This is a genomic window from Micromonospora humi, from assembly GCF_900090105.1.
Classification (GTDB): domain Bacteria; phylum Actinomycetota; class Actinomycetes; order Mycobacteriales; family Micromonosporaceae; genus Micromonospora; species Micromonospora humi.
Genome location: NZ_FMDM01000004.1, coordinates 455,862 through 477,173, shown reverse-complemented (window position 1 = coordinate 477,173; position 21,312 = coordinate 455,862). Strand labels below are relative to the sequence as shown.

Below are 21,312 nucleotides of genomic sequence, written 5' to 3'. Positions count from 1 at the left end.
CCCGAGCGCAGTAGGAGCACGTAACTCGGCGGGACACGAGCCGAGACGCAGGTGGGGCCAAGGCTCTTTCGGGGCTCCAGCTGATGTTCGCCGTACGTGTCAGGGAAGAGATGACAGAGGAAAGGGAGGGCCGTACACCGTTGGATCGCCCGCCGTCGGCCGTCATGTCAGGCCGGGCGGACACCGCAGTTTCCATCGAACGAGAGGTGGTCTCCGGTCACGCATATGCGATCCCCGCACCCGAAGCCGTCAGCGACGGCCGGTGCGGATACGTCAAGCCGACGTTCCTGTCGGCAGATGGTGTTCTGACCCGTTAACCCTGGGCCCCGGCGCGCGAGCGCCGGGGCCCTCGACGTGGAGGTGGCATGGGGCAGAACCCCGATGACATGTTCGGCGACGAGAGCTACCCGGCCTACACCATCGGCCAGGCCGCGGAGATGCTCGGGACCACGCCTGACTTCCTGCGCCGCCTGGACGAGGCGAAGCTGATCGACCCGCACCGCTCCGGCGGCGGGCACCGCCGCTACTCCCGCTACCAGCTCCGCCTGGCCGCCCGGGCCCGCGAGATGGTCGACCAGGGCACCGCCCTGGAGGCCGCCTGCCGGATCATCATCCTGGAGGACCAGCTCGAGGAAGCCCTTCGGCAGAACGAGAAGCGGTAGCGTGTGCCGCGCCCACGGGACCGGCACGCCCTCGCCAGGCCCGGGCACGGGCCGGCCGGAGGGCTACGCGTCGCGTACCTCGGTCAGGTGCTTGGTGATACGGAGCAGCACCCGGTCCGGTGGTCCGGCGACGAAGGTGGCCGTGTCGGCGAGCGCGGCGATCAGGGGCAGTCCACGGCCGCCGACGGTGAGCGGGGCGGGGAGACCGGCGGCGAGGGTGTCATCGTCCGGGGTGACGCCGCGGTTGCCGACCTCGAGCACGCAGACGTGGTCGTCGATGCGGATGGTGATGTCGACGGTCGTGTCGGGAGCGGCGTGGATCACCGCGTTGGAGCACGCCTCGCTGATCAGCACGGCCAGGTTGGCGCGGGTGTCCTCGCCGGCGTCGGTCAGGCACAGCAGGGTGGTGAGGGCGTGTCGGGCGCGGGTCGCCGACGACGGCTGACGGGGGAGTGACATGGTCAGGCTCACCCGCATCGCGCAGTTCCTCCCCCGGCCCGTGCGTCATCCGTCCGACCACCCTGCCATACCCAGGCGAGATGCCTCGATTCGCGGTGCCGTCTCGGTCGAGGACACCGGCTCTCAGGGAAGCGGCCGGGCCTCAGTTCTGGCACGGTGGGGAATGGGATGGAGAAGGGCACCGCGAACGTTCGGGATGCCGGATTGAGAGGACCTTGTGGATTTCGCGTTGACGACCCGGCCGGGGCGTGGCGGCACGGTGGTGGAGGTCGCCGGTGAACTGGACATGAGCACCACGCCGCAGCTGCGCGACCGGTTGCTCGAGGTGGTGCAGGGCGGGGCCCGGGTGGTGGTGGTCGACCTGGCCGGCGTCGGGTTCATGGACTCCAGCGGCCTGGGCGCGCTCGTGCTCGCCTACAAGGACCTGCGGGAGCGGGACGGCTGGCTCGGTCTGGCCGGGGTGCGCCCGCCGGTGCGGCAGTTGCTCTCGGTCACCTCGGTGGATCGGGTCATCGGCCTCTTCGACACCGTGCGGGACGCCGAGGAAGCGGCACCGACGGCCTCCGGAGCCCCTGCTCAGCGGGGGTGACCGCTGGCGCGGGCGGTGTCCGCCCCACCGGCGGTGCGTCGCGGCCCGTGGCCGTCGTACCAGTCGATGACGAGCATGGTGGCATCGTCGGCCAGCACCGGCCCGGCAGCCGCCAGCACCGCGTCGGACAGCGCCCGGACCGCCTCGCGCGGATGCAGGTGGGCGATGTCGAGCAGGGCGGCGGGCAGGTCGAGGTCGGCCGCGTTGCGTTCCCGCATCCCGTCGGTCACGACCACCAGCCGGTCGCCGGGCAGCAGGGAGATCTCCCCGGTGCGGTAGCGCTCGTCGGGGAACATGCCCAGCGGGAAGTTGCCGGGCAGTTCCACCGGTACGACCCGGCCGGCCCGGACCAGCATCGGCGGCACGTGCCCGGCGTTGAGCAGCTCACAGCGCCCGGTGGGCAGGTCGACGCGGCCGAGCACGGCGGTCACGTACGCGCCGCGGACGTTCGCGTGCTCCGCGATGGCCCGGTTCGCCTCCTCGGCCTGCGCGACGAGGCTGCCGCCGCGGCGGCGGGTGTTGCGCAGGCTGCCCACGCCGAGGGTGGCGGTCAGCGCGCTGGCCACGCCGTGGCCCATCGCGTCGGTGACGCTGACGTGCAGCAGATCGCGGGCGAGGCTGTAGTCGAAGGTGTCCCCGCCGACGCTCGCCGCGGGCTCCAGCCACCCGGACAGGGCGAACGCGCCGGCCTCGCAGGTGAACGAGGCGGGCAGCAGCCGACGTTGGATCTCCGCCGAGAGGGTGAACGGGGTGCTGCGCTGCCCCCACTCGAACAGGTCGGTGTGCCGGCGGTTGGCGATGACCACGAACGCCAGCGCGTGCGCGGCCCGGGCGACCTCCGCGATCACGTCGGCGTCCGGCTCGGCCGGCAGGTCGATCTCCAACAGGCCGATCGCCTCACCTCGGTCGGTGACCGGGGAGAGCACCGTCCACCGGCCGTCGCCGGGCACCACCTGCGTGGCCTGCTGCCGCAGCGCCTGCTCGTGCGGGCCGCCGTCGAACGGCAGGACCTCGGCGGCCTCCTCGCCCTGACGCCGGCCGGGGCCACCGGGGGCCGGCTGATGGGTCAGCCGCACCAGCGCCCGCCCGCCGAGGTCGGCGATCAGCAGGGAGATTCCGGTCGCGTTCAGGCCGGCTGCGATGGCACCGGTGACGGCCTCGACCGCCTCCACCGGTGCGGCATCCTCAGCCGACTGCAGCATCCCGGCCAGCATCGTCCGCTCGCTGTCCTCCACGCGTCGAGCATATTCACCCCGCCTGCCGGACGCCCCGCCAGCCGACAGCGGTCGGCGGGGCGTTGATCGGATCACCGGTCTCCCGGGGCGGAGCTGTCGGAGGGTGCGACAGCCCGCCACGGGCCGACCGGGCGGATCAGGTTGCCGCCCTCTCGTCCTCGGGGGTCAGCAGGATCATCCGGCGACGCCGGGCAGCGAGGAACAACACCGCTCCGGCGGCCAACGCCGCGACGCCGACTCCGCCGATGAGACCGGCCTGCGGCCCGGTGACCGGCAGCCCGCCGCCACCGTCACCCGCACCGCCCCCGGCGCCACCATCGCCGCCGCCGCTCTTTGCGGCCAGCACCACGGCGAACCCGTCCTGATTGTCGCTGGGGTCCGCGTCGGGCACCCGTACGGCGACGGCGTTCGCGGGCAGCTCGGCCGGCGCGCGCCTGGCGCGGTCGTTCGTGGACCGCTCCGCGAGGCCCTCCACCTGGGCGGTGCCGCCCCGCAACGTCGCCGGGGCGGTGGCGGATGCCGCGGTCGTCACCAGGTTGTACAGCTCGACCGCCGAGTAGACCTGGTCGTTCGGATCGGTGTCCTCGGCGGCCGGAACGAGGGTGAGGCTTCGATAGGTGCAGACCGCCGACCGGCCGGCGTCGGCGAGCACACACGGGGTCGGTGGCCTGGTGAAGGTGACCCCCTTGGGCAGGTGCAGTGTGACCCGCACTCCGCTGACCGCCGTGCGGCCCTGGTTGGCGACGGTGTGCCACACCGCACCCGTCTCACCCGGGTTCAGCGTCCCGGTGGGCTCGGGCCTGCCACCGGCGCCGATCCGCACCGACTGCTTCACGTCCCGGGCGACCACCGAGAGGTCGGCACTGGGCTGGTCGACCAGCGCGAGCGGGAACCATCTGGTGTTGTCGGCCGGATTCGCGTCCTTGTCCGGCCCGAGGGTGACCGAAACCTCGAACCTGCCCTCGTAGGGCTCCGTCCCGTAGACGAGCGCGTCGATGGGCAGGTCGAAGGTTTCGCCCGGCCCCGGAATCAGCGCCGGCAGCAGTTGGCAGTAGAACCCTCCGATGTCGCCGTCGCACTCACCCCCGCCCCCCGAATGCCAGAGCAGGGCGACCGGCAAGGGGTCCGGGCCCTCCTGCGGCTGGCGGACTCGGACGACGACCTCACTCGGGGTCGCGTCCCCCTGGTTGCTGACCTTCAGATGGAGGACCTTCTTCTCGACTCCCAGCGGGATCCTCGTCCCGGAGGCGTCGACCGTGAGGTCCGGGCCCTTCTTCGCCGCCTCGGCGGGACCGGCGGGGAGAGCCACCCCGGCAAGGAGGAGCAGCGCGGCGGCGACAGTTCGCGACAGCCGCTGACGACCAACGCTCATGGCAGAACCCTTCGGGACGCGCGGACAGTGTGGTGGAGAACACTATCGGCAATCGGCTTCCGTCAGTGTCCCTCGCGCCGCCCGAGACCAGGCACGTCCTCACATGACGCCGCCCGGGCCGACGCCCGAGCGGTGGACGTGCCAGGCTCCCTCGTGGGCCGGTTGTTCGACCGAGCGGGACGGCGATCGGGGGCGACGATGCGGGACGACGAGCTGCGGGACCTGGTCGGGCGCAGCCCGTGGCTGATGCGGGCGCTCGACGTCGTGCGGAACTCCGGCCTGCCGGACGCCTGGATCGGCGCAGGCGCCGTCCGCGACCTGGTCTGGGGCGAGCGCTACGGGGACGGCTTCGACCCGTCGTCGGTGCGGGACGTCGACGTCGTCTTCCTCGACCCGGCGGACCTGAGCCGCGACAACGACGACCGGGCCACCGACCGGCTGACGGCGGCGTGGCCGGAGCCGCCGTGGGAGGCGAAGAACCAGGCCGCCGTGCACACCTGGTATCCGGCCACGTTCGGCGGCGGCCCGGTGGCGCCGTTGCGGACCATCGCCGATGCCGTTGCCACCTGGCCCGAGTACGCCACCGCCGTGGCCGTCCGCCTCGACGCGTACGACCAGATCGCGGTGTGCGCGCCGCACGGCCTCGACGACCTGCTCGACGGGGTGTGGCGGCGCAATCCGACCAGGGTCAGCCCGGAGATCTCCCGGCGGCGACTCGCCCGCCATCGTCCCGCCGAACGCTGGCCTGCCGTCCGCGTGGTGACCTGAGCCTCGGGTCGACCGCGGTCAGCCTCCTGCGCCGGGCCAGGCACGCCTGGTGTCTTACGTCAGCGCGGGCCACCCGGCCCGACCAGGCCCGTTTCGTAGGCGACGATGACCAGTTGTGCCCGATCACGTACCGCCAGCTTGGTCAGCAACCGCCCGACGTGCGTCTTCACGGTGGCCAGGCTGAGCTGGAGATGCTCGGCCAACTCCGCGTTGGACAGGCCCCTGCCGATCAGGGTGAGCACTTCCCGTTCCCGTTCGGTGACCCCCGCCAGCCGTCGTGGCAGCGGCCGGGTCGGCTCCGGCCGGCGCGCGAACTCGTCGATCAGCCGGCGGGTCACCGTCGGCGACAGCAGCCCCTCGCCGGCGGCCACCACCCGGATGCCGGTCAGCAGGTCCGCCGGCCGGGTGTCCTTGAGCAGGAACCCGCTGGCTCCGGCGCGCAGTGCCCCGTAGACGTACTCGTCCAGGTCGAACGTGGTCAGGATGACGACCCGGGTGCCGGCCGTGGCCGGCCCGGCGCAGATGTGTCGGGTCGCCTCGATGCCGTCCATCTCCGGCATCCGCACGTCCATCAGCACCACGTCCGGGCGGTGCTCGGCGGCCAGCGCCACGGCCTGCACGCCGGTGCCCGCCTCACCGACGGTGGTGAAGTCCGGGGTCGAATCGACCAACAGCCGGAAACTGCCGCGCAGCAGCGCCTGGTCGTCGGCGATCAGCACCCGGATCACGCGGCCACCCGGTAGGGCAGGCTGGCGGTCACCGTGTAGCCGCCGCCGGAGCGCGGCCCGGCGCGGAACTCGCCCCCGTGCAACGTCACCCGTTCCCGCATGCCGATCAGCCCGTGCCCCTCACCGCCGATCAGGACCGGGCGGCCGCCGTCGTCGGTCACCTCGACCCTGACCTCACGAGGCGTGACGGTCACCGTTGCTCTGCAGGTGGCCGGTGCCGCGTGCTTCACCACGTTGGTCACCGCCTCCTGCACGATCCGGTAGACCCCCAGGCCCACCGACTCCGGCACCGCTGCGGCGGGTTCCTCCTGCCGTACGTCGAGCCGCACGTCGACACCGGCGATCGCCGCCTGTCGGGCGAGCGCGGGCAGTTCGGCCAGCCCGGGCGTCGGAGCGTACGGGGTGTCCTCGCGCAGTGCGCCGAGCACCCGGCGTATGTCGGTCAGTGCGGTGCGGCCGGTCTCCTCGATCACCCGCAGGGCGGCCCCCGCCTCGCGGGGATCGGTCTCGGCGACGTGGTTGGCGACGGCCGCCTTCACGACGATGAGGCTCAGCGTGTGGGCGACGACGTCGTGCAGCTCCCGGGCCACCCGTAACCGCTCCTCGGCGGCGGTCCGGCGGACCAGGTGCTCGTCCTGACGGGCGGCGGCGGCGCGTCGCTCGCGGACCAGCCAGCCGATCATCCAGGCGGGAGCGATCATGACGGCGGCGTAGGCGACCCCGCCGGTTCGTGACCACAGGTCGCTCGCGGTCAGCACCAGAGCGACGCTCACCAGAGCGAGACAACCGGCGGCACCCAACAGTGACCGACGCGTGCCCGTCGACACGGCCACCGTGTAGAAGGACAGACCGACGGCGAGCCCGGGCGCGGCGGCGGCATAGTTGGGAATCACGCCGGTGATCAGGGCGACGGTGGCCACGAAGCTGATCACGACGGCGACGACGAGCGGCCACCGCCTCCGGACGGCCAACGGCAGCCCGAGGGCGAACCCGACGAGCACCGACACCCAGAGCGGTTCGCGCACGCCACCGTGCAGCGGCGATTCCAGTGCCGCGTACGGGCCGAGCAGCCCGCCGACCGCCACGGCGAGCACGGCGTCCGCGGTGGCCAGTTCCGCCGGCCGCAGCCGCCGGGTCAGCAGGAGGGCGGTCACCTGTCGAAGCGTATCGGCGGGTCGGCCCCGGCCGCGTCCACCTGCGGGTGGTCATCCTCGGTAGGACGTCCCGGCCCGTCCCGGACCCGGGCTCCGCCCGGGGGAGGGCCGGAAAGTGCCCGCTCCGGCACGACGCGCGGCACCTGCCGGAGCGTGCACCCTGACGGCCATGACCACACAGACGGTGACCCTGCAAGGGCTGTGCGCGGTGTACGGCGCCGGAGCACGTCGGGTGACGGCGCTCGACGGCGTGACGACCAGCTTCGCCGGCGGCACCTTCACGGCCGTGATGGGCCCGTCGGGCTCGGGCAAGTCCACCCTGCTGCACTGCGCGGCCGGGTTGGACAAGCCGACCGCGGGGACCGTCACGATCGACGGCAGGCGCCTCGACGACCTGGGCGAGGACGAGCTGACCCGGTTGCGCCGCGATCGGATCGGCTTCGTGTTCCAGGCGTTCAACCTGGTGTCCTCGCTGACCGCCGCCGAGAACGTCGAGTTGCCGCTGCGCCTGGCGAGGCACCGTCCCCCGGCTCGGGACGTCCTCGCCGCGCTCGACACCGTCGGACTGACCGACCGGGCCGGGCACCGGCCGAGCGAACTGTCCGGCGGCGAACAGCAACGCGTCGCCGTGGCCCGAGCGCTGATCACCCGCCCCGCGGTCGTCTTCGCCGACGAACCGACCGGGGCACTGGACAGCACGGCGTCCCAGCAGATCCTCCGGCTGCTGCGCGCACTGGTCGACGACCACCGGCAGACCGTCGTGATGGTGACCCACGACCCTGCCGCCGCTGCGTACGCCGATCGGGTCCTTCTCCTCGCCGACGGCCGCATCGTGGACGAGCTGACCGGCGGGATCACCGCCACGGTCGTCGCCGCGCGGATCGCCGAGCGGGAGACCGCCCCGGCGGGGAGCGCCGTGGAGTCGTCGTGCTGAGCATCCGGCGGTCGGTCGGCGCCTTCGTGGCCGTTGCCGTCGGCGTCACACTGGTCGCGGTGGCCACCCTGCTGCTGGCCTCCGGCCGCCCGCAGGTGCCCGACCGGCTGGCGGACGCGGCGGTCGTGGTGCAGAGCCCGGAGGCCGGTGCGGCGGCCGACTCGTTCGCGCCCACCCGGCCGTGGTCGGCCGCCAGGACGGCGGAACTGACCAGCGGGCTGGCCGGGGTGCCGGGCGTCACGGCGGCAGTGCCGGACCGGACCTTCTACGCCCAGGCCCTCGTCCACGGCCGACCCTCGGCCATTGATGCGCAACGGGAGGACGCTCACCAGGGGCACGGCTGGTCCAGCACCCGGCTGGGCGGACTCCGTCTCACGGCGGGCGCGCCGCCCCGACAGGCCGGTGAGGTGGTCGTCGACCGCGCGCTCGGGCTGCGTCCCGGTGGCCCGGTCACCCTGCTCACGGCGGCGGGCCCGCAGCCCTACACCGTCACCGGTCTCGTCGATGCGCCCGGCGTCTACGTCGCGGACGACGTCGCGGCCGTGCTCGCGCCCGGCGTCCGGGTCATCGGCCTGCTGATCGCTCCGGGTGCCGATCCCGAGAAGGTCGCCGCGGGGGTGCGGGGTGTCGTCGGCGGCGATGGACGGGCACTGACCGGCGACGGACGCAGTGCGTCGGAGCCTCGGAACGACGCCCGCACCCGCTGGATCGGCATGCAGGTGCTCACCGCGACGGCGGCTCTCGCGGGCTTCGTCACGGTCTTCGTGGTCGCCTCCACCTTCGCGTTCGACGTCGGCCAGCGCCGCCGTGAGCTGGGCCTGCTACGCGCCGTCGGTGCCACCCCCCGTCAGGTCCGCCGCATGGTCCGCGCCGAGGCGCTCGTCGTCGGCGCCACGGCCGGACTCACCGGCCTCCTGGTCGGCGCCGCGCTCGCCCCGGTGTTGGGCGCGCTGCTCGTCGACGTCGGCTTCGAGCCGGCGACCTTCCGGGTCCGGTACGAACCCTGGCCGGTCGCGCTGTCGATCGTCGCCGGTCCGGTGATCGCGCTGCTGGCCGTCTGGTCGGCGTCGCGCCGAGCGGCACGCGTCCGCCCGCTGGAGGCGTTACGCGAGGCGGCGGTGGAACAGCGGCCGATCGGGCGGCTGCGAGTCGCCACCGGGGTGCTCCTCGTCGCGGCAGGGCTCGCCCTCAGCGTCGGCACGGCGACCGCCGACCAGGCCCGCGACGCCGCCACGTTCGCCCTCTACGCGGTGATGGCCCTGGTGGCCGGCGCCACCGTGTTGGCCCCGGCGGCCGTCCGCCCGGTGGTGCGGCTGCTGCGCTCGCCGGTGCGTCGACCGGGTGGTGCGATCGGGATGCTGGTCCGCGCGGGGGCGTCGACCGCGACCCGGCGGACGGCGTCGATCGCCGCCCCGGTGCTGCTCACGGTCGCGTTCGCGGTGTTGGTCTCGGGGATGGTGCGCACCACCACGGCCGCCTACGCGGCGGGCCGCGCCGACGACGTGAACGCCGGCTGGGTCGTGGTGCCGGACCGCGCACCGGGCCTGTCGGACCGGGCCGTCGCGGGGGTCGGGGGGACCGCCCTGCTGCCGACGACCGTCTTCGAGAGCGACCCGGACTCGTCGCCGACGGACCGGCCGTTGACCGCGCTCGGCGTGGACCCGGTGGGCTTCGCCGCCATGAACCGGGCGCTCACCGTGGTTGCCGGCTCGTTGGACGACCTGGGCGGTGGTGACACGGTGGTTCTCCCCGCCTCGGCGAACCGGCAGCCGTCCGAGCCGTACGCGTTGGTCTTCGCCGACGGGGAGGTGGTGTCGCTGCGCGTCGTCGCGGTCGTCACCGACGACTCGATCCCCGGCGACCTGCTCCTGCCCCGGTCGGTGGTGCGGACGCACGACCCCTCGGCGCTCACCTCCGCGGTGTACGTCCGGGACCGGGTCGACCCGCCGGTCGGAGCGCGGGTCGTCGACGTATCGGCGTGGGCTGCCGAGGCGGATCGCGCCGAGGATCGCCTCGTCTGGCTGTTCACCCTGCTCCTGATCGGTGTCTCGGCCGGCTACGGGGCGGTCGCGGTGGCGAACACGCTGCTGATGGCCGCCGCCGGCCGGGTGGCCGACCTGCGGCTTATCCGGCTGGCCGGAGCGACCCGCGGGCAGGTCATCTGGCTGGTCACGGCCGAGTCCGCCCTGGTGGTGCTGATCGGTGCGCTGCTCGGCGGGGCTGTCGCGTTCGTCGGTCTGCTGAGCATCCGTGCCGGCCTCGCCGAGCAGGCCGGCGTACCGGTCGACCTGGTGGTGCCGTGGTCGGTGGTCGGCGGGGTGGTGGGGCTCTGTCTGCTGCTCGCGGTGCTGGCGAGCGCACTGCCGACCTGGCGGTCACTGCGTCACCGCCCCGCGCGGTCCCCTGCCTGATGCGCCCGGGCCGCACCTCAGGGCCGAGATGCCGGCAGACTGGCGCCGCCGCGCCCGCGTGGAGCAGTGCCCGGGCGTCGGTCGCGGTCGCGTTTGCGGCGATACCCGAGTCGACGAAGATCGGTTTCGGCGCGGTGGTGGTGCGGGTGCCCAGGTTGCGGGGCCAGCCGGGGATCCGTTTCACCAGGAGGATTTCCTCCAGGGCCTGGAGGTGGCGGGCGATCGTCGGCCGGCTCAGTCCGAGGGCGGACTCGAGGGAGTTGGCGGCGATGATGGTCGCGGATCGGGCTGCGAGCAGGCGTACCAGCCGGCGTGGCTCGCCTTGTGCGGAATGTCGGACAGTTGGCGGACGTCGCGGTCGATGAGCGCCTGGACGTAGGCGTCGAGGAATCGTCGGCGGCGGCGCGGGTCGGTGCGGGCGGTGGCCTCGGGTAGGCCGCCGCGCACGATTCGGGCCGCGCAGTCGGCGCGGGTGACATCCGACTCGTGTCGCAGGTCCGCGCCGAGCGTGAAGCCCTCGCGCCCCCCCGCGGGCTCGCTGCGATCGCTTGCCGAAGATCAGCTGGAACGTTGTGGAGGATCCTGCGGGTGCAGGCTCGACGCGGGCCGCCCCTGCCGGCAACCGTGATCATGGTGTGTCGATGGTCCGGATCAGGAACGTGCGGAGCACGTCGGTGTACCGGTCCGGGTCGACGTTCCACGCCTCGGTGTGCGCGGCTCCGTCGATCCGGTGGTACTCGACGAGATCCGGGTGGGCGGCGGCGAACCCGTCGCTCGCCCGGGCTGGCACGAGGATGTCCGCCGTGCCATGGAACAGCAGCGTCGGGACGGTACGTCGGCCGGCCCGATGGGCACGGCCGAGATCGTCGAGTCGCAGCCGCGCCTTGTGCTCGACGAACCACACCAGGACGTGGGTGAACCAGCCCGGCATGTGCAACCGGCGGACCTGGCCGTCGATGGATTCCCGCCAGTCGAGCATCGGGGAGTCGAGGACCACCGCACGTATCGGCGTGACGTCGGCGGCGCGGTGCAGGTAGTTCTCGATGACGCAGCCGCCCATCGACCAGCCGACGAGGATGACGTCGGCGGCGCCGCCGGTAGTGGCGAAGCGTACGGCGGCGTCCAGGTCCCGCCATTCGGTGTCGCCCAGGTGGTGGTACCCGTCCGGGCTCGGCGGCGCTCCGGCGTCGTTGCGGAAGGTCGGCACCAGCACCGGAAAGCCGAGTGCCGACAGGGTGGGAAGCACCCGGAGACCCTCGGTCCGGTCGGCACCGAGGCCATGGGCGAGAAGGACCCAGGTCGGCCGGGGACCCGGCACCAGCCACGCCGGCATCGACCCCAGCTCACCGGTGACCACGACATCCTCGTACGGGAGGTCGAGCGCCGTCCGTGGGTCTCCCTGATGGCGGAAGATGTTCCATCGGACGGTCGTACCCGCGCTAAGTCCGGGCGTCGCCCGGGTGAGCCGGCGGGTGACCGTCACGGCGTCCCGGTGCAGCACCTCGTCGACCAGCGCGTGACCGCCGTCCCAGGTGATGCCGTACCGGCCGGCAGCCGTCGTCGCCGCGTCGAGCGGGAGGGTCAGGGTGGAGTCGGTCACCGCCACGGTCCGGAGGACCGGCGCGTAGGACCGGTCCGCGGGCCGCAGGAGCCGTTCGGAGGCGTACCAACCGGCGACGGCGACCACGGTCGCCGACAGCACCAGCAGGGCGAGAACGAGGAGTACGGTCCGCATGCGCAATCCCGTCGGGCGGCGGTGAACGTCCATTCTGGTCCACGGCCGGCCGCCACGCGCCTGGCTGTCGATGAGCCGACCTTCTGCGTTCACGCCAGGACGGCGACCAGGGTGGCCAGGATGCCGAAGCTGTTGGCCAGCACGTGCATCACGATGCCGAGTCGGATGCTGCGCGATCGAATCACCAGCGCCGTCAGGACCAGCTGCAACATGAAGATCAACGCCCAGTTGTACGGCTGCCAGTAGTGCTGCACCGCGAACAGCGCGGCCGAGAGGGGCACCGCCCGCCAGCCGGCCACCGGTAGGCGCGGCAGCAGGTACGCGCGGAAGTACAACTCCTCGACAGTGGGGTTGATGAGGCCGTCGATCAGGAGGCTGGCCAGCAGTAGGCCGACGACGACCGCGGTCGGACAGCCGGTCTCGCCGTCGAATCCCGGCAGCAACCAGGCGGGGTAGACGGCCCGCAACCGGTCGCCGAGAGCGTCGCCGACCGGTGTCCAGGCGACCGCGACGAGCAGCGCGAAGGCGAACAGCGCCGGCACGGTCAGGCCCCACCGGCCGAGGCGGCGGCGGTAGGCGAGCACCGCCGGCAGCGCGGTCAGCGACCATCGCCCGGTCGTCCGGTGTGCCGCGCGCAGCAGCAGGCCGAGCTCGATGGGGGTGAGCAGGAAGGCGAACGCGGCCGTCAGTGCGGCCGACGGAGGCAGGCCGAGCCGGCTCACCAGCGGCGCGAGCGCGAGTGCGCCGGCGAGCGTGACGGCTGCCGGCGTCAGGTGCAGCGCCAGGGTGGCCGGCCAGGTCAGCCGGTCCGCCATCGCGACGTCGTCGGGATCCGGGGTGGTTGCGGGGGTGGCTCGTCGCTCGGGGATCAACATGGGCTCGTACCCTCCCGTGGCTGGGCGGCGGAACCCGGAGTCCGGGGTGCCGTACGGGGCTCGCGTAGCCGGTGGTGTCGGTGCGGCGGGCGGCGACCTCTGCCGCAACCGGCGGCGGGTGGCGTCGATCGGGTTCGGGTGGCGGGTGCCGGGGGTGGTCCGGCACCCGCCGGTGGATCAGGCCGGAGTCAGGCTGATCCGGTGCCGCGTCGGGTCGAGGGCCTGCAACCGCGCGGTGACGGTGCCGCCGGCCCGGACGCCCGGGAACCCGGTCAGGAGCCCGGGGACGCCGTCGACCTCGACCAGCGCGCCGAACGGCAGCGGGCGGGTGACGGTCGCCGCCATGACGTCGCCCTGCCTGTGACGCGCCTGGAACGCCGCCCAACCGGCCGCCGAGGCGCCCGTGGTGGCCGGGTCAGGGGTGTGGTTCGCCATGATGTTTCACCTCCTCTCGTCGGCATCGATCCCTGGGGACGCGTCGCCGAGAGGCGGGCCGCGGGGGCGGCCCGCGGTCACCCGTCCATCGGGTCACCCATCCGTGCCGGCCGTCTGGCCCTCCCGATATTCACGACTCCACGGTAGAGCGTCGATGCCAGGTTTACAATCCCGATTACGTAACCTAGATTGAAGAAATGTCGGATGGGGTGGCACGTGACCTGCGGTTGGTGGTGGGCAGGCTGGCCCGCCGCCTGCGCCAGTTGCACGCGGCCGAGAACGAGGGTGACCGGACCAGCTTCATCGAGTTGGGTGTGCTGACCCGGCTCGCCCGCGAGGGCCCCTCGTCCCCCACGAAGCTCGCCGCGGGCGAGCGGGTCACCTCCCAGGCGGTCACCGCCGCGGTCAGTGAACTCGTGCATCGGGGATACCTGCGGCGTCGGCCGGATCCCGACGACGGCAGGCGTGTGCTGGTGGAGGTGACCGAGGCCGGGCACGCCGCCCTGGGCGCGCGCGAACAGGCGATGGGTGATCGTCTGGCCCATGTCGTCGCCGGGCTCACCGAGGCCGACCGGACCCGGCTCGCCGCGGCGATCCCACTCCTCGAGAAGGTGGCCGATGAACTCTGAAGCTCCGACCAGCACGTCCCCGCAGCTCTCGCCGCCGGTCCGGGACTGGCTGCACCAGTTCGACGCCGCGAGCAGGTCCGCGCACGCCGAGACGGTGGCCGACCTGTTCAGCGACGTGTTCCTCACCGCGGACCCGCGGACCGTGGTGCCGGTTCCCCGGGCGGCGTTCGCCGGCGCGCTGCCCGGCCGCCGAGACCTCTTCCGCTCCGCGGGACTGGGCGAACCGCGGCTGGTGGCGGCGTCGGAAACCCGGCTGGACGCGGTGCACACCGTCCTGCGGACCGAATGGACCGTGCCGCCGCTACCCGGAGCCGACCGTGCCGCCGCCGAGCTTGCCTCGACGTTCCTGCTGCGGCATCCCCCGGGCGAGGGCATCGTCGCCGTGGCGTACCTCAACGAGCGCGCCCTCACCGACATTCTCGCCCCCGGGCACCCCGCTCACGTCGTCTCACCACTTGCGGAGGGATCATGAGCACCGAAGCGACAGCCCACCCGAACGCCACCCGGATCGAGCGCCGGATCGACGCCCCCGCCGCGCTGATCTGGCAGTTCTGGACCACGGCGGCCGGCCTCGAACAATGGTTCGCCCCCACCGGCTTCGACGCCCGGGTGAGCCGGATCGAGGTCACACCCGGCGGTGAACTGCGGTATGCGATGAGAGCTACCGGAATGGACCAGGTCGCGTTCCTCCGCGAGATCGGCAGTCCGTTGACGGTGCAGCTGCGTAAGACGTTCACCGACGTGGACGAGCCGACCCGCCTCGCCTACCTGTCGCTGATCGACTTCGTCCCCGACCACGAGCCGTACGAGCACCTCACCACCGTCGACATCGTCCCCGCCGGCGACCGTACGACGGTGGTCCTGACCGTCGACCCGATGCACGAAGACACATGGACCCGGCAGTACCACGCCCACCGCGGCGAGGAACTCGACAAACTCGTGTCGGCGATCGCGCAACGCGGCGCCGATTGACGATCACGTCCAGCGGCAGCCCTGTCGCCGGACGGATCCCGATCTTGCGGGCCACCCGGTCGGGGCGGGCGAGTCGGCCATCGCGCCGCCGACGAGCGCGTCGGGCAGCGCCGACGGCAGCTGCGCTGCGTAACGCGGTCGGGCCCCCGTCCGCGCCCGCAGAACCCTGACCCGACGGACGCCGACAGCCCCGCCGGCCACTCGACCCTGCCCGTCAAGATCAACCGGAGCCGCATGGAGGCTCGGCGTGTGGTCCTGGGCTGGGAGAACGGTCGTCCGGGGAAGGCGGGTGAACGTGGGCCACTCCCGGCCACCCCCGGTGAGTCCCAAGGTCGCTAGACTGGTCCCTCGCGCCCCCGTAGCTCAGGGGATAGAGCATCGGTTTCCTAACCCGACGGTCCAGCGGTGTTCGCAGGCTGATGACCTGCGGCTTCCCTGTCGTCCCCGGTCACGTGCCGGTCGCTTCGCGGGCTCGCTGCGATCGCTTGCCGAAGATCAGCTTGGACGTTGTGCCAGCAGTAGTTCCGGAGCGAGTCGTACCTCGTCGATGACCGGTCAACTCAACCAGCGCACGTTCGATCTGCGAGGAGGCGCTCTTTCGATCTGCGGCTACATCCGTGTTCGATACGCGGGCCTGCGGCGTTCGACCCACGGCATCCAGCAGGTTGGTAAACTCCTGCCAGCCGTTACCCGGCTCCGGTCACGCGCAGGTCGGCGATCAGCAGGTCGAGCAGCCGCTCCTCCATCACCGCGCGGCCGGTCCGCCGCATCGACTCGCCCAGCGACTCGTCCCACGGTGTCCGGGTGGGCGTACCGATCAGTGCCGTGCCGGTGCCCGCCCTCGGCAGGTAGTCAGCCGCGGTCATCCGCCACGGCACCGCGCCCCGATACCGCTGGAGAGCCGCCGCAGTCAGTCGTACGCCGGTCCAGTCGAAGTCGTTGCGCCACCGGATCGCCGCTCCGTGAGCGGCGCCGAGCAGTGTGTGGACGGCGACCGACGGCACTCCTTCGGTGCAGATCAGCGGTGGGGCGGTGGGCCGCCGGTGCGGCGGCAGTGGCAGCAGGTAGCCGTCGAGGTCGTCGCCGGCCAGCGCGGCCGTCGCGGTCCCGGGGTCGGGGTGCAGCCAGGCGTCCAGCAGCCCGGCGGCGTGCAGCGCCGCCTCGACGGCCGCCGCGTCCGGGCCGGTCACCCCGTCAGCGAAGCGGACCAGCCGCCACAGCGGCGCGCCGGGCCGGCCGGCGCGCGGCGCGGGCCGGGTCGCCAGGGCGGGTGGGGCGTCGTCGTGCTCGGCGGCGATCCGGTCCCGTTCGGCGGCCACCTCGGCCCGCCGGTCGGCCAGCGCCGCCCGCTGCGCCGCCAGCGCCGCGAGCCGGTCCCGCCGCTGGGTCACCGTGATGGCTGTGGCCTCGGCGTACGCCTCGCGCAGGGTCCGCGCGCCCGGCTCGCCGGTGGTGTCCACGACGGCGGCCAGCACAACCGCCAGGTCGGGGCGCGCGATGTCGGCCAGCAGCCCGGCGTTGCCCTGCGTCCACTGCTCGAGCTGGGCGCGCAACCGGGCGCGGGCCTGCGCGACGGCGTCCTCGGCGCGCCGCTCGGCCTGCTCGGCGTCGTCGGCGGCGGCCGTGGCGTCGGCCGCGTCGGCGGTCCTCGCCTGCTGGCAGACACCGGCGGCGATCCGGCACGCCGGCGTCGACCGGATCACCGCACTGCTGCGCCGCGGGCACGTCAAGAACGCCGTTCAGGTAGCCGAGGCGATGGTCGCCGCCGCCCGCCAGCAGACCGTGAACCTGCCCGGCCAACGTGCCGCCGCCGTGGTCGTCGGGCAGACGGCCACCGAGATCCTTGCCCTTGAGCAGCGCATCGCCGCCGTGGACGACTCATCGCCGAGCAGCTCGACCAGCACCCCCTCGCGCCGATCATCGGGAGCCTGCCAGGCATGGGTCCCCTGCTGACCGCCGAACTGCTCGTCCACACCGCCGGCATGACCGAGTACGACAGCCCCGCGAAACTCGCCGCCCACGCTGGCCTGGCACCCGTTTCCCGCGACTCCGGAACAATTTCCGGCAATCATCGGCCGCCCCGCCGCTATCACCGGAGACTGCGGCACATTCTGTGGATGGCGGCCTTCACCGCCGCCCGGGAATGCCTCACGTCGCGTGCCTACTACGAAAAGAAACGCGCCGAAGGCAAGAACCACCGCCAAGCCATACTCGCCCTCGCGCGACGACGGGTCGACGTTCTCCGGGCACTCATCCGCGACCGCAAAACCTTCATCCGACCGGCACCAGCGACCCGCGCGGCTGCCTTAACCAGACTGCTCCATGTCGGCGAGACCGTGATCCCGCCGACCACTCCACCGTGCCCGCCAAGATCAAACGGAGTCACATGGAGACTCCTGCCATTGCGTGCGGGTCGCTTCGCGGCCTTGCTGTGATCGCTTGCTGAAGATCAGCTGGAACGTTATGGGTCCTGCGTGTGCAGGTTCATCGCTGTCACGAGTTCGGAGCCGAGTGATCCTCGGCATCGGCGAACTTCTTGGTTCATGTCTCGGTAGGACCTGCCGCTCGGTCTCGACGGTCAGGCCGTCGTCTCAGTACGCATGCACGACGGCGGCGACCGCGGCCCGACGACTACCTGGCCGAGCTGTTCTCGCTCGACGAGATCCTCGCTCGGCTGCTCGCGCCGCACTGCCGCTCGGTCGGACCTGTACCGGCGGAGGTCCGCGCCGATGACCTGCTGCTCGACCCGGCCGAGCGGCGGGTGTTCCGCAAAGCCGGGAGATCGAGCTGTCGGCGCGGGAGTCCGACGTCCTCGCGTCGACGCTGGCGGGGTCGCCCCCCGCGGAGGAGCGCCGGGGTGGGCGTGTGTCATCGGGACCACCAGGTCGAGGTAGCCGTGACCCGGAAGCCCAGGGACTCGTACAGCGGCCTGCCCAGCCGGGACGCGGTCAGGGTGACCGGCAGGCCGGTGATCGGCGCCAGGGAGCCGAGCATGATCGCGCGCCCCACGCCCCGGGAGCGGAACGCCGGCGCCGTTCCCACCCAGTAGTGGCTGCCCAACCCGCCTTCCACCGTGGTGACGCACGCCCCGGCGACCTCGCCGTCCAGTCTGGCGAGGAACACGTCGACACCTGGCTGGTGGATCAGGGTCGCGGGAAACATCTCACCGGCCCGGTAGGGCTCGAACCTGGACAGGGTGAAGGCCGCGATCACGGCCTGTTCGGCCGCGCGCAGGTCCTCCTCGGTCCGCAGCCGGATCACCTGTATCGCTGGCTCGGCGACTGCACCGGGCGCACGCAGCATGATCGGCATCTGCCGGCCGTTCATGTCTAGGCAGCTCAGGTCCGTGGCGTTGAACGGATCCTCCGCGTCGATCGGGCCGGACGCCCGGCCGGCCAGGTCGATCAGCTCCGCGAGTTCCTCGCGGCCAAGGTCGGGCTCCTGGACCAGGATGCGCAGGCCCGCGCGCTCATCTCCGGCGACGGCGAGGAAGCCGCGGCGCCGGATCACGGTGTGACCGCGGGCGTGGCCGACGGCCGTCCAAAAGGCGGCGGAGTTGCGGGCCTGGCGCAGAGAGGTGTCGGAGGCGCTCGCGGACCGGTCGCGGGTGTTCAGGTCGATCGTCATGGCGGCAGGTGTTCCTTCTCTTCGGTAGGGCCGGTGCGGCGACATCGCGCGGTGGTGCGGGCCGTCGGTCACGGACGTGGGCGGGCGTCGCTGGCCCGCCGGTCGGGTGCTGCGGCGAGTAGCGTCGCGGCTCTGCTGGTGAGGGCGTCTAGCGTCCACCGCTGGGGGTACGGACCGTAGGAGACCCGTGCGACACCGAGTGTTTCCAACTCGGCGGGCGTGGGCATGGCGGGCACTCCCAGCAGGCTGAGACGGCCCGGGCCGAAGGCGGCGACGAGTTTCCGGATGTCGCGCGGGTCGCTGCAGCCGGGCACGAAGACGCAGTCGGCGCCGGCCGCGAGGTAGGCGGTGCCGCGTTCGACGGCGGCGGCGAGGGCGGTCTCGGGCGGGCCGGTGAGGTAGGCGTCCGTGCGGGCGTTGAGCACGAAGGGCAGGCCCTCGTCGCGGCCCGCGGCCACCCCTGCGCGTACCGCCCGCACGGCCTGGTCGACCGGCCTCATGGCGTCCTCGAGGTTGCCGCCGACGGCGCCGGCGCGGATCGCGGCGCGAACCGTCGCCGCCACGTCGCCGTAGCCGCCCTCCAGGTCGGCGGTCACCGGAAGGTCCACGGCGGCGGCGATGCGGGCGATGGCCGCGAGCGCGAGTTCGAACGGGATGTGTTCGCCGTCCTCGTAGCCGTGGGCCGCCGCGATGGAGTGGCTCGCCGTCGCGATCGCGTGGCACCCCGGCACGGCTGCCACGGCACGGGCCGAGGCAGCGTCCCACGCGTTGACCAGCACCAGGATCCTCGACTCGTCGTGCAGCGTACGCAGCCGCCGGGCCTTCTCCTGAAGGGTCGGTGTCGAAGTGGTCATGTGGCTCCCGGGTCGAGTGTCTGGAAGGGCCGGCGGTGCGCGGCCCAGGTGACGGCGAGGGTCGTGGCGAGCCCGGTGGCCAGGAAGACGAGCCCGAGAACGAGCCACCCCGGCCCGGACCAGACCATCACCAGGGTGGTCAGGGCGGCCGGCCCGACGGCACGGGCCAGCGGGACGCCGCTGGAATACACGCCCTGCCACTGCCCGGGGCGGGTGGGATCGGCCAACGCGAATCCGACGCACCACGACCCGGCGGCCAGTCGCAGCTCGCCGGCCACCTGCACGGCCACGGCGGCGAGGAGGAGACCCGCGGCGACGGCAGGGTCGGTGGTGGCGGTCGCCGTCCAGAAGAGCACGCAGGCTGCGCAGAGCGCGAGGCCGGCGAGGCGGATCGCCCGGGTCGCCTCGGCCAGGGTGGTCACCCGTCGGGCCGCCCGGCGCTGCCAGCCGAGGACGCCGAGGGTGTTGACGACGAAGACCGCCGCCACGATCGAGCGCGGCGCCGTCGTGCGGCTGGTCAGGTAGAGGGGCAGTAGCACGCCCAGCATCGGCATGTACAGGTACAGCACCGCGTTGAGCGCTGCGACCACGACGTAGCGGGTGTCCCGCGGGGCGTCCCATCCGTGGCCCGTCCGTACGGGGGCCCGTGCGGCGGGCGGCAGCCGGGTGAGCATGATCGCGCTCACGGCGAAGAGCGCCGCGTCACCGACCAGGGCGGCGCGGTAGACGGTGGGCGTACCGGCGAGGAGCGCCAGCCCTCCGGCGGTGGCGCCGAGCCCGATGCCGGCGTTGACGGCGGTCTGGATACCTGCTCGCACCGTGACCAGTTCGGTGGACGGCACCAGGGAGACCAGCAGGGCCTGCCGGGTCGCGCCGGCCCCGCTCTGGGCGATCGCGTACGCGACGCAGGCGGACGAGACCAACCAGGGTGTCGGTGCCGACGCCAATGTCAGCAGGGCGGCCGCGGTGGCCGTGGACAGCAGGATGGTCACCCGCCGCAGTCCGATCCGGTCGCCCAAGGCGCCGACGGGATGGGTGAGGAGGAAGCCGGCCCCCCACGCGACGGTCAGCAGGCCGCCGACCTGCGCCGGCCTCAGGTGGCCGACCTGCACCAGGTAGACGACGAAGGTCACGTAGAAGCAGCCGTCGCCCACGGCGGTGACGAGCTGCGCCCGGAGGAGGGTGGTGTCCGGCCGCCGGTGAGGGACCGCGGTGAGCGCGGCCGGGCTAGGCGAAGCTGAGGCCATCGGAGCGGGCCCGCTTGAGTTCGGAGAAGACCCGGCAGCCGGCGAGCAGGCGGGCGCCGTCGAAGACCCGCAGGGCCTCCTCGCCGCGGGGGATGGAGGTCAGCACGGGGCCGAAGAAGGCCACGCCGTCGATCACGACGGTCGGGGTACCGAGGTCCTCGCCGACGAGTTGCCGGGCCTTGGCGGTGCTGGCGCGCATCTGCGGGTCGAGGTTGCTGCGGCGGGCGGCGTCGGCGAGGTCGGCGGGCAGGCCGGCCTCGGCCAGGGCCGCCGGGACGACGGTGGCGAAGTCCTTGTCGCCCTCGTCGTGGATGCGGCGGCCGAGCGCCGGGTAGAGGTGGGCGAGGGCCGCCGGGCTGTGGTGCACCGCGGCTGCCACGCACACCCGCGCCGGCCCCCACGCGCGGTCGTTGAAGGCGCGGTACCAGGGCTCCAGCTCGCGGTCTTCGTTGAGGACCGAGAGGCTCATCACCTCGAACCGCAGGTCGATCGGACGCAGCCGTCCCACCTCGATGAGCCAGCGGGAGGTGATCCAGGCGAACGGGCAGGACGGGTCCACGTAGGCCGTGACCACCGGGACCGACGTACGATCGAAGTTATCTTCCATGGAAGAGAAGTTACCTTCT

General features: G+C 73.0%; 21 protein-coding genes and 2 pseudogenes. 9 read left to right on the top strand and 14 right to left on the bottom strand.

The genetic code is table 11. The features are described 5' to 3' along the window. Positions 1-365 precede the first annotated feature (365 nt). Entirely contained in the window at positions 366-662 is a 297-nt protein-coding gene (locus tag GA0070213_RS10635; protein ID WP_091061426.1) for a helix-turn-helix domain-containing protein, read from the top strand. A 63-nt stretch (positions 663-725) separates the two neighbouring features. Here GA0070213_RS10635 and GA0070213_RS10630 read toward each other — a convergent pair whose 3' ends face one another. After that, positions 726-1,121, bottom strand: a complete 396-nt coding sequence (locus GA0070213_RS10630; protein ID WP_175441284.1) for an ATP-binding protein — start codon at positions 1,119-1,121, stop codon at positions 726-728. A 229-nt stretch (positions 1,122-1,350) separates the two neighbouring features. On the opposite strand from GA0070213_RS10630, the gene GA0070213_RS10625 reads away from it, so the two are divergent. Continuing rightward, positions 1,351-1,710, top strand: a complete 360-nt coding sequence (locus tag GA0070213_RS10625; RefSeq protein WP_245716336.1) for an STAS domain-containing protein — start codon at positions 1,351-1,353, stop codon at positions 1,708-1,710. On the opposite strand, the gene GA0070213_RS10620 is transcribed toward GA0070213_RS10625, so the two are convergent. Both GA0070213_RS10620 and GA0070213_RS32520 read right to left on the bottom strand, forming a co-directional pair. Continuing rightward, positions 1,698-2,945, bottom strand: coding sequence for a PP2C family protein-serine/threonine phosphatase (locus GA0070213_RS10620; protein ID WP_091061423.1), 1,248 nt, complete (start codon positions 2,943-2,945; stop codon positions 1,698-1,700). The genes GA0070213_RS10625 and GA0070213_RS10620 overlap by 13 nt on opposite strands. 136 nt (positions 2,946-3,081) lie before the next feature. Next, a complete protein-coding gene (locus GA0070213_RS32520) occupies positions 3,082-4,317 on the bottom strand; it encodes a hypothetical protein (RefSeq protein ID WP_139128655.1) in 1,236 nt (411 codons plus the stop codon). 198 nt (positions 4,318-4,515) lie between these two features. On the opposite strand from GA0070213_RS32520, the gene GA0070213_RS10610 reads away from it, so the two are divergent. Further along, a complete protein-coding gene (locus GA0070213_RS10610) occupies positions 4,516-5,085 on the top strand; it encodes a nucleotidyltransferase family protein (protein ID WP_091061421.1) in 570 nt (189 codons plus the stop codon). Between the two features lie 59 nt (positions 5,086-5,144). On the opposite strand, the gene GA0070213_RS10605 is transcribed toward GA0070213_RS10610, so the two are convergent. Further along, positions 5,145-5,813 carry a response regulator gene (locus tag GA0070213_RS10605; protein WP_091061418.1) on the bottom strand — a complete coding sequence of 223 codons (669 nt, stop codon included), beginning with the start codon at positions 5,811-5,813 and terminating at the stop codon, positions 5,145-5,147. Then, on the bottom strand, positions 5,810-6,967 hold the full coding sequence (locus GA0070213_RS10600) for a sensor histidine kinase (protein ID WP_091061416.1): 1,158 nt from the start codon (positions 6,965-6,967) through the stop codon (positions 5,810-5,812). The genes GA0070213_RS10605 and GA0070213_RS10600 overlap by 4 nt, the downstream gene beginning before the upstream one ends. A 169-nt stretch (positions 6,968-7,136) precedes the next feature. Here GA0070213_RS10600 and GA0070213_RS10595 point away from each other — a divergent pair, with 169 nt between their 5' ends. Next, positions 7,137-7,901, top strand: coding sequence for an ABC transporter ATP-binding protein (locus GA0070213_RS10595; RefSeq protein WP_091061415.1), 765 nt, complete (start codon positions 7,137-7,139; stop codon positions 7,899-7,901). Continuing rightward, positions 7,895-10,312, top strand: a complete 2,418-nt coding sequence (locus tag GA0070213_RS10590; RefSeq protein WP_091061413.1) for an ABC transporter permease — start codon at positions 7,895-7,897, stop codon at positions 10,310-10,312. Before GA0070213_RS10595 ends, GA0070213_RS10590 begins: the two co-directional genes overlap by 7 nt. A 49-nt stretch (positions 10,313-10,361) precedes the next feature. Here GA0070213_RS10590 and GA0070213_RS32650 read toward each other — a convergent pair. From GA0070213_RS32650 to GA0070213_RS10570, 4 genes and pseudogenes are all read right to left on the bottom strand, one after another. Next, a pseudogene (locus GA0070213_RS32650) lies at positions 10,362-10,825 on the bottom strand (DUF4143 domain-containing protein); the annotation flags it as partial. 115 nt (positions 10,826-10,940) lie between these two features. Beyond that, complete coding sequence (locus tag GA0070213_RS10580) at positions 10,941-12,047, bottom strand: alpha/beta hydrolase (protein ID WP_091061411.1); 1,107 nt, start codon at positions 12,045-12,047, stop codon at positions 10,941-10,943. Between the two features lie 89 nt (positions 12,048-12,136). Beyond that, positions 12,137-12,922: a CPBP family intramembrane glutamic endopeptidase gene (locus tag GA0070213_RS10575; RefSeq protein WP_139128653.1), complete on the bottom strand. Its 786-nt coding sequence runs from the start codon at positions 12,920-12,922 to the stop codon at positions 12,137-12,139. A gap of 177 nt (positions 12,923-13,099) precedes the next feature. Beyond that, complete coding sequence (locus GA0070213_RS10570) at positions 13,100-13,357, bottom strand: hypothetical protein (protein ID WP_091061407.1); 258 nt, start codon at positions 13,355-13,357, stop codon at positions 13,100-13,102. A 197-nt stretch (positions 13,358-13,554) separates the two neighbouring features. Between GA0070213_RS10570 and GA0070213_RS10565 the strand changes: the two genes are divergently transcribed. The 3 genes from GA0070213_RS10565 to GA0070213_RS10555 are packed head-to-tail and all read left to right on the top strand — an operon-like array spanning position 13,555 to position 14,958. After that, on the top strand, positions 13,555-13,986 hold the full coding sequence (locus tag GA0070213_RS10565; RefSeq protein ID WP_091061405.1) for a MarR family winged helix-turn-helix transcriptional regulator: 432 nt from the start codon (positions 13,555-13,557) through the stop codon (positions 13,984-13,986). After that, a complete protein-coding gene (locus tag GA0070213_RS10560) occupies positions 13,976-14,458 on the top strand; it encodes a hypothetical protein (RefSeq protein ID WP_091061403.1) in 483 nt (160 codons plus the stop codon). The genes GA0070213_RS10565 and GA0070213_RS10560 overlap by 11 nt, the downstream gene beginning before the upstream one ends. Then, positions 14,455-14,958, top strand: a complete 504-nt coding sequence (locus GA0070213_RS10555; RefSeq protein WP_091061401.1) for an SRPBCC family protein — start codon at positions 14,455-14,457, stop codon at positions 14,956-14,958. The genes GA0070213_RS10560 and GA0070213_RS10555 overlap by 4 nt, the downstream gene beginning before the upstream one ends. Positions 14,959-15,644: 686 nt before the next feature. Here GA0070213_RS10555 and GA0070213_RS32155 read toward each other — a convergent pair. Next, positions 15,645-16,661, bottom strand: a complete 1,017-nt coding sequence (locus GA0070213_RS32155; RefSeq protein ID WP_245716335.1) for a DUF2399 domain-containing protein — start codon at positions 16,659-16,661, stop codon at positions 15,645-15,647. Here GA0070213_RS32155 and GA0070213_RS32745 point away from each other — a divergent pair. Then, positions 16,591-17,264, top strand: a pseudogene (locus GA0070213_RS32745) (transposase); the annotation flags it as partial. The gene GA0070213_RS32155 and the pseudogene GA0070213_RS32745 overlap by 71 nt on opposite strands. Positions 17,265-17,826: 562 nt before the next feature. On the opposite strand, the gene GA0070213_RS10540 reads toward GA0070213_RS32745, so the two are convergent. The 4 genes from GA0070213_RS10540 to GA0070213_RS10525 all read right to left on the bottom strand — a co-directional run bounded on the left by GA0070213_RS10540 (position 17,827) and on the right by GA0070213_RS10525 (position 21,293). Further along, positions 17,827-18,585, bottom strand: coding sequence for a GNAT family N-acetyltransferase (locus GA0070213_RS10540; protein WP_091061399.1), 759 nt, complete (start codon positions 18,583-18,585; stop codon positions 17,827-17,829). Positions 18,586-18,653: 68 nt separating this feature from the next. Then, complete coding sequence (locus tag GA0070213_RS10535; RefSeq protein ID WP_091061397.1) at positions 18,654-19,439, bottom strand: isocitrate lyase/PEP mutase family protein; 786 nt, start codon at positions 19,437-19,439, stop codon at positions 18,654-18,656. After that, positions 19,436-20,686, bottom strand: a complete 1,251-nt coding sequence (locus GA0070213_RS10530; protein ID WP_091061395.1) for an MFS transporter — start codon at positions 20,684-20,686, stop codon at positions 19,436-19,438. Before GA0070213_RS10530 ends, GA0070213_RS10535 begins: the two co-directional genes overlap by 4 nt. Continuing rightward, on the bottom strand, positions 20,667-21,293 hold the full coding sequence (locus GA0070213_RS10525) for a mycothiol-dependent nitroreductase Rv2466c family protein (RefSeq protein ID WP_091061392.1): 627 nt from the start codon (positions 21,291-21,293) through the stop codon (positions 20,667-20,669). Before GA0070213_RS10525 ends, GA0070213_RS10530 begins: the two co-directional genes overlap by 20 nt. Between the last annotated feature and the right edge of the window lie 19 nt (positions 21,294-21,312).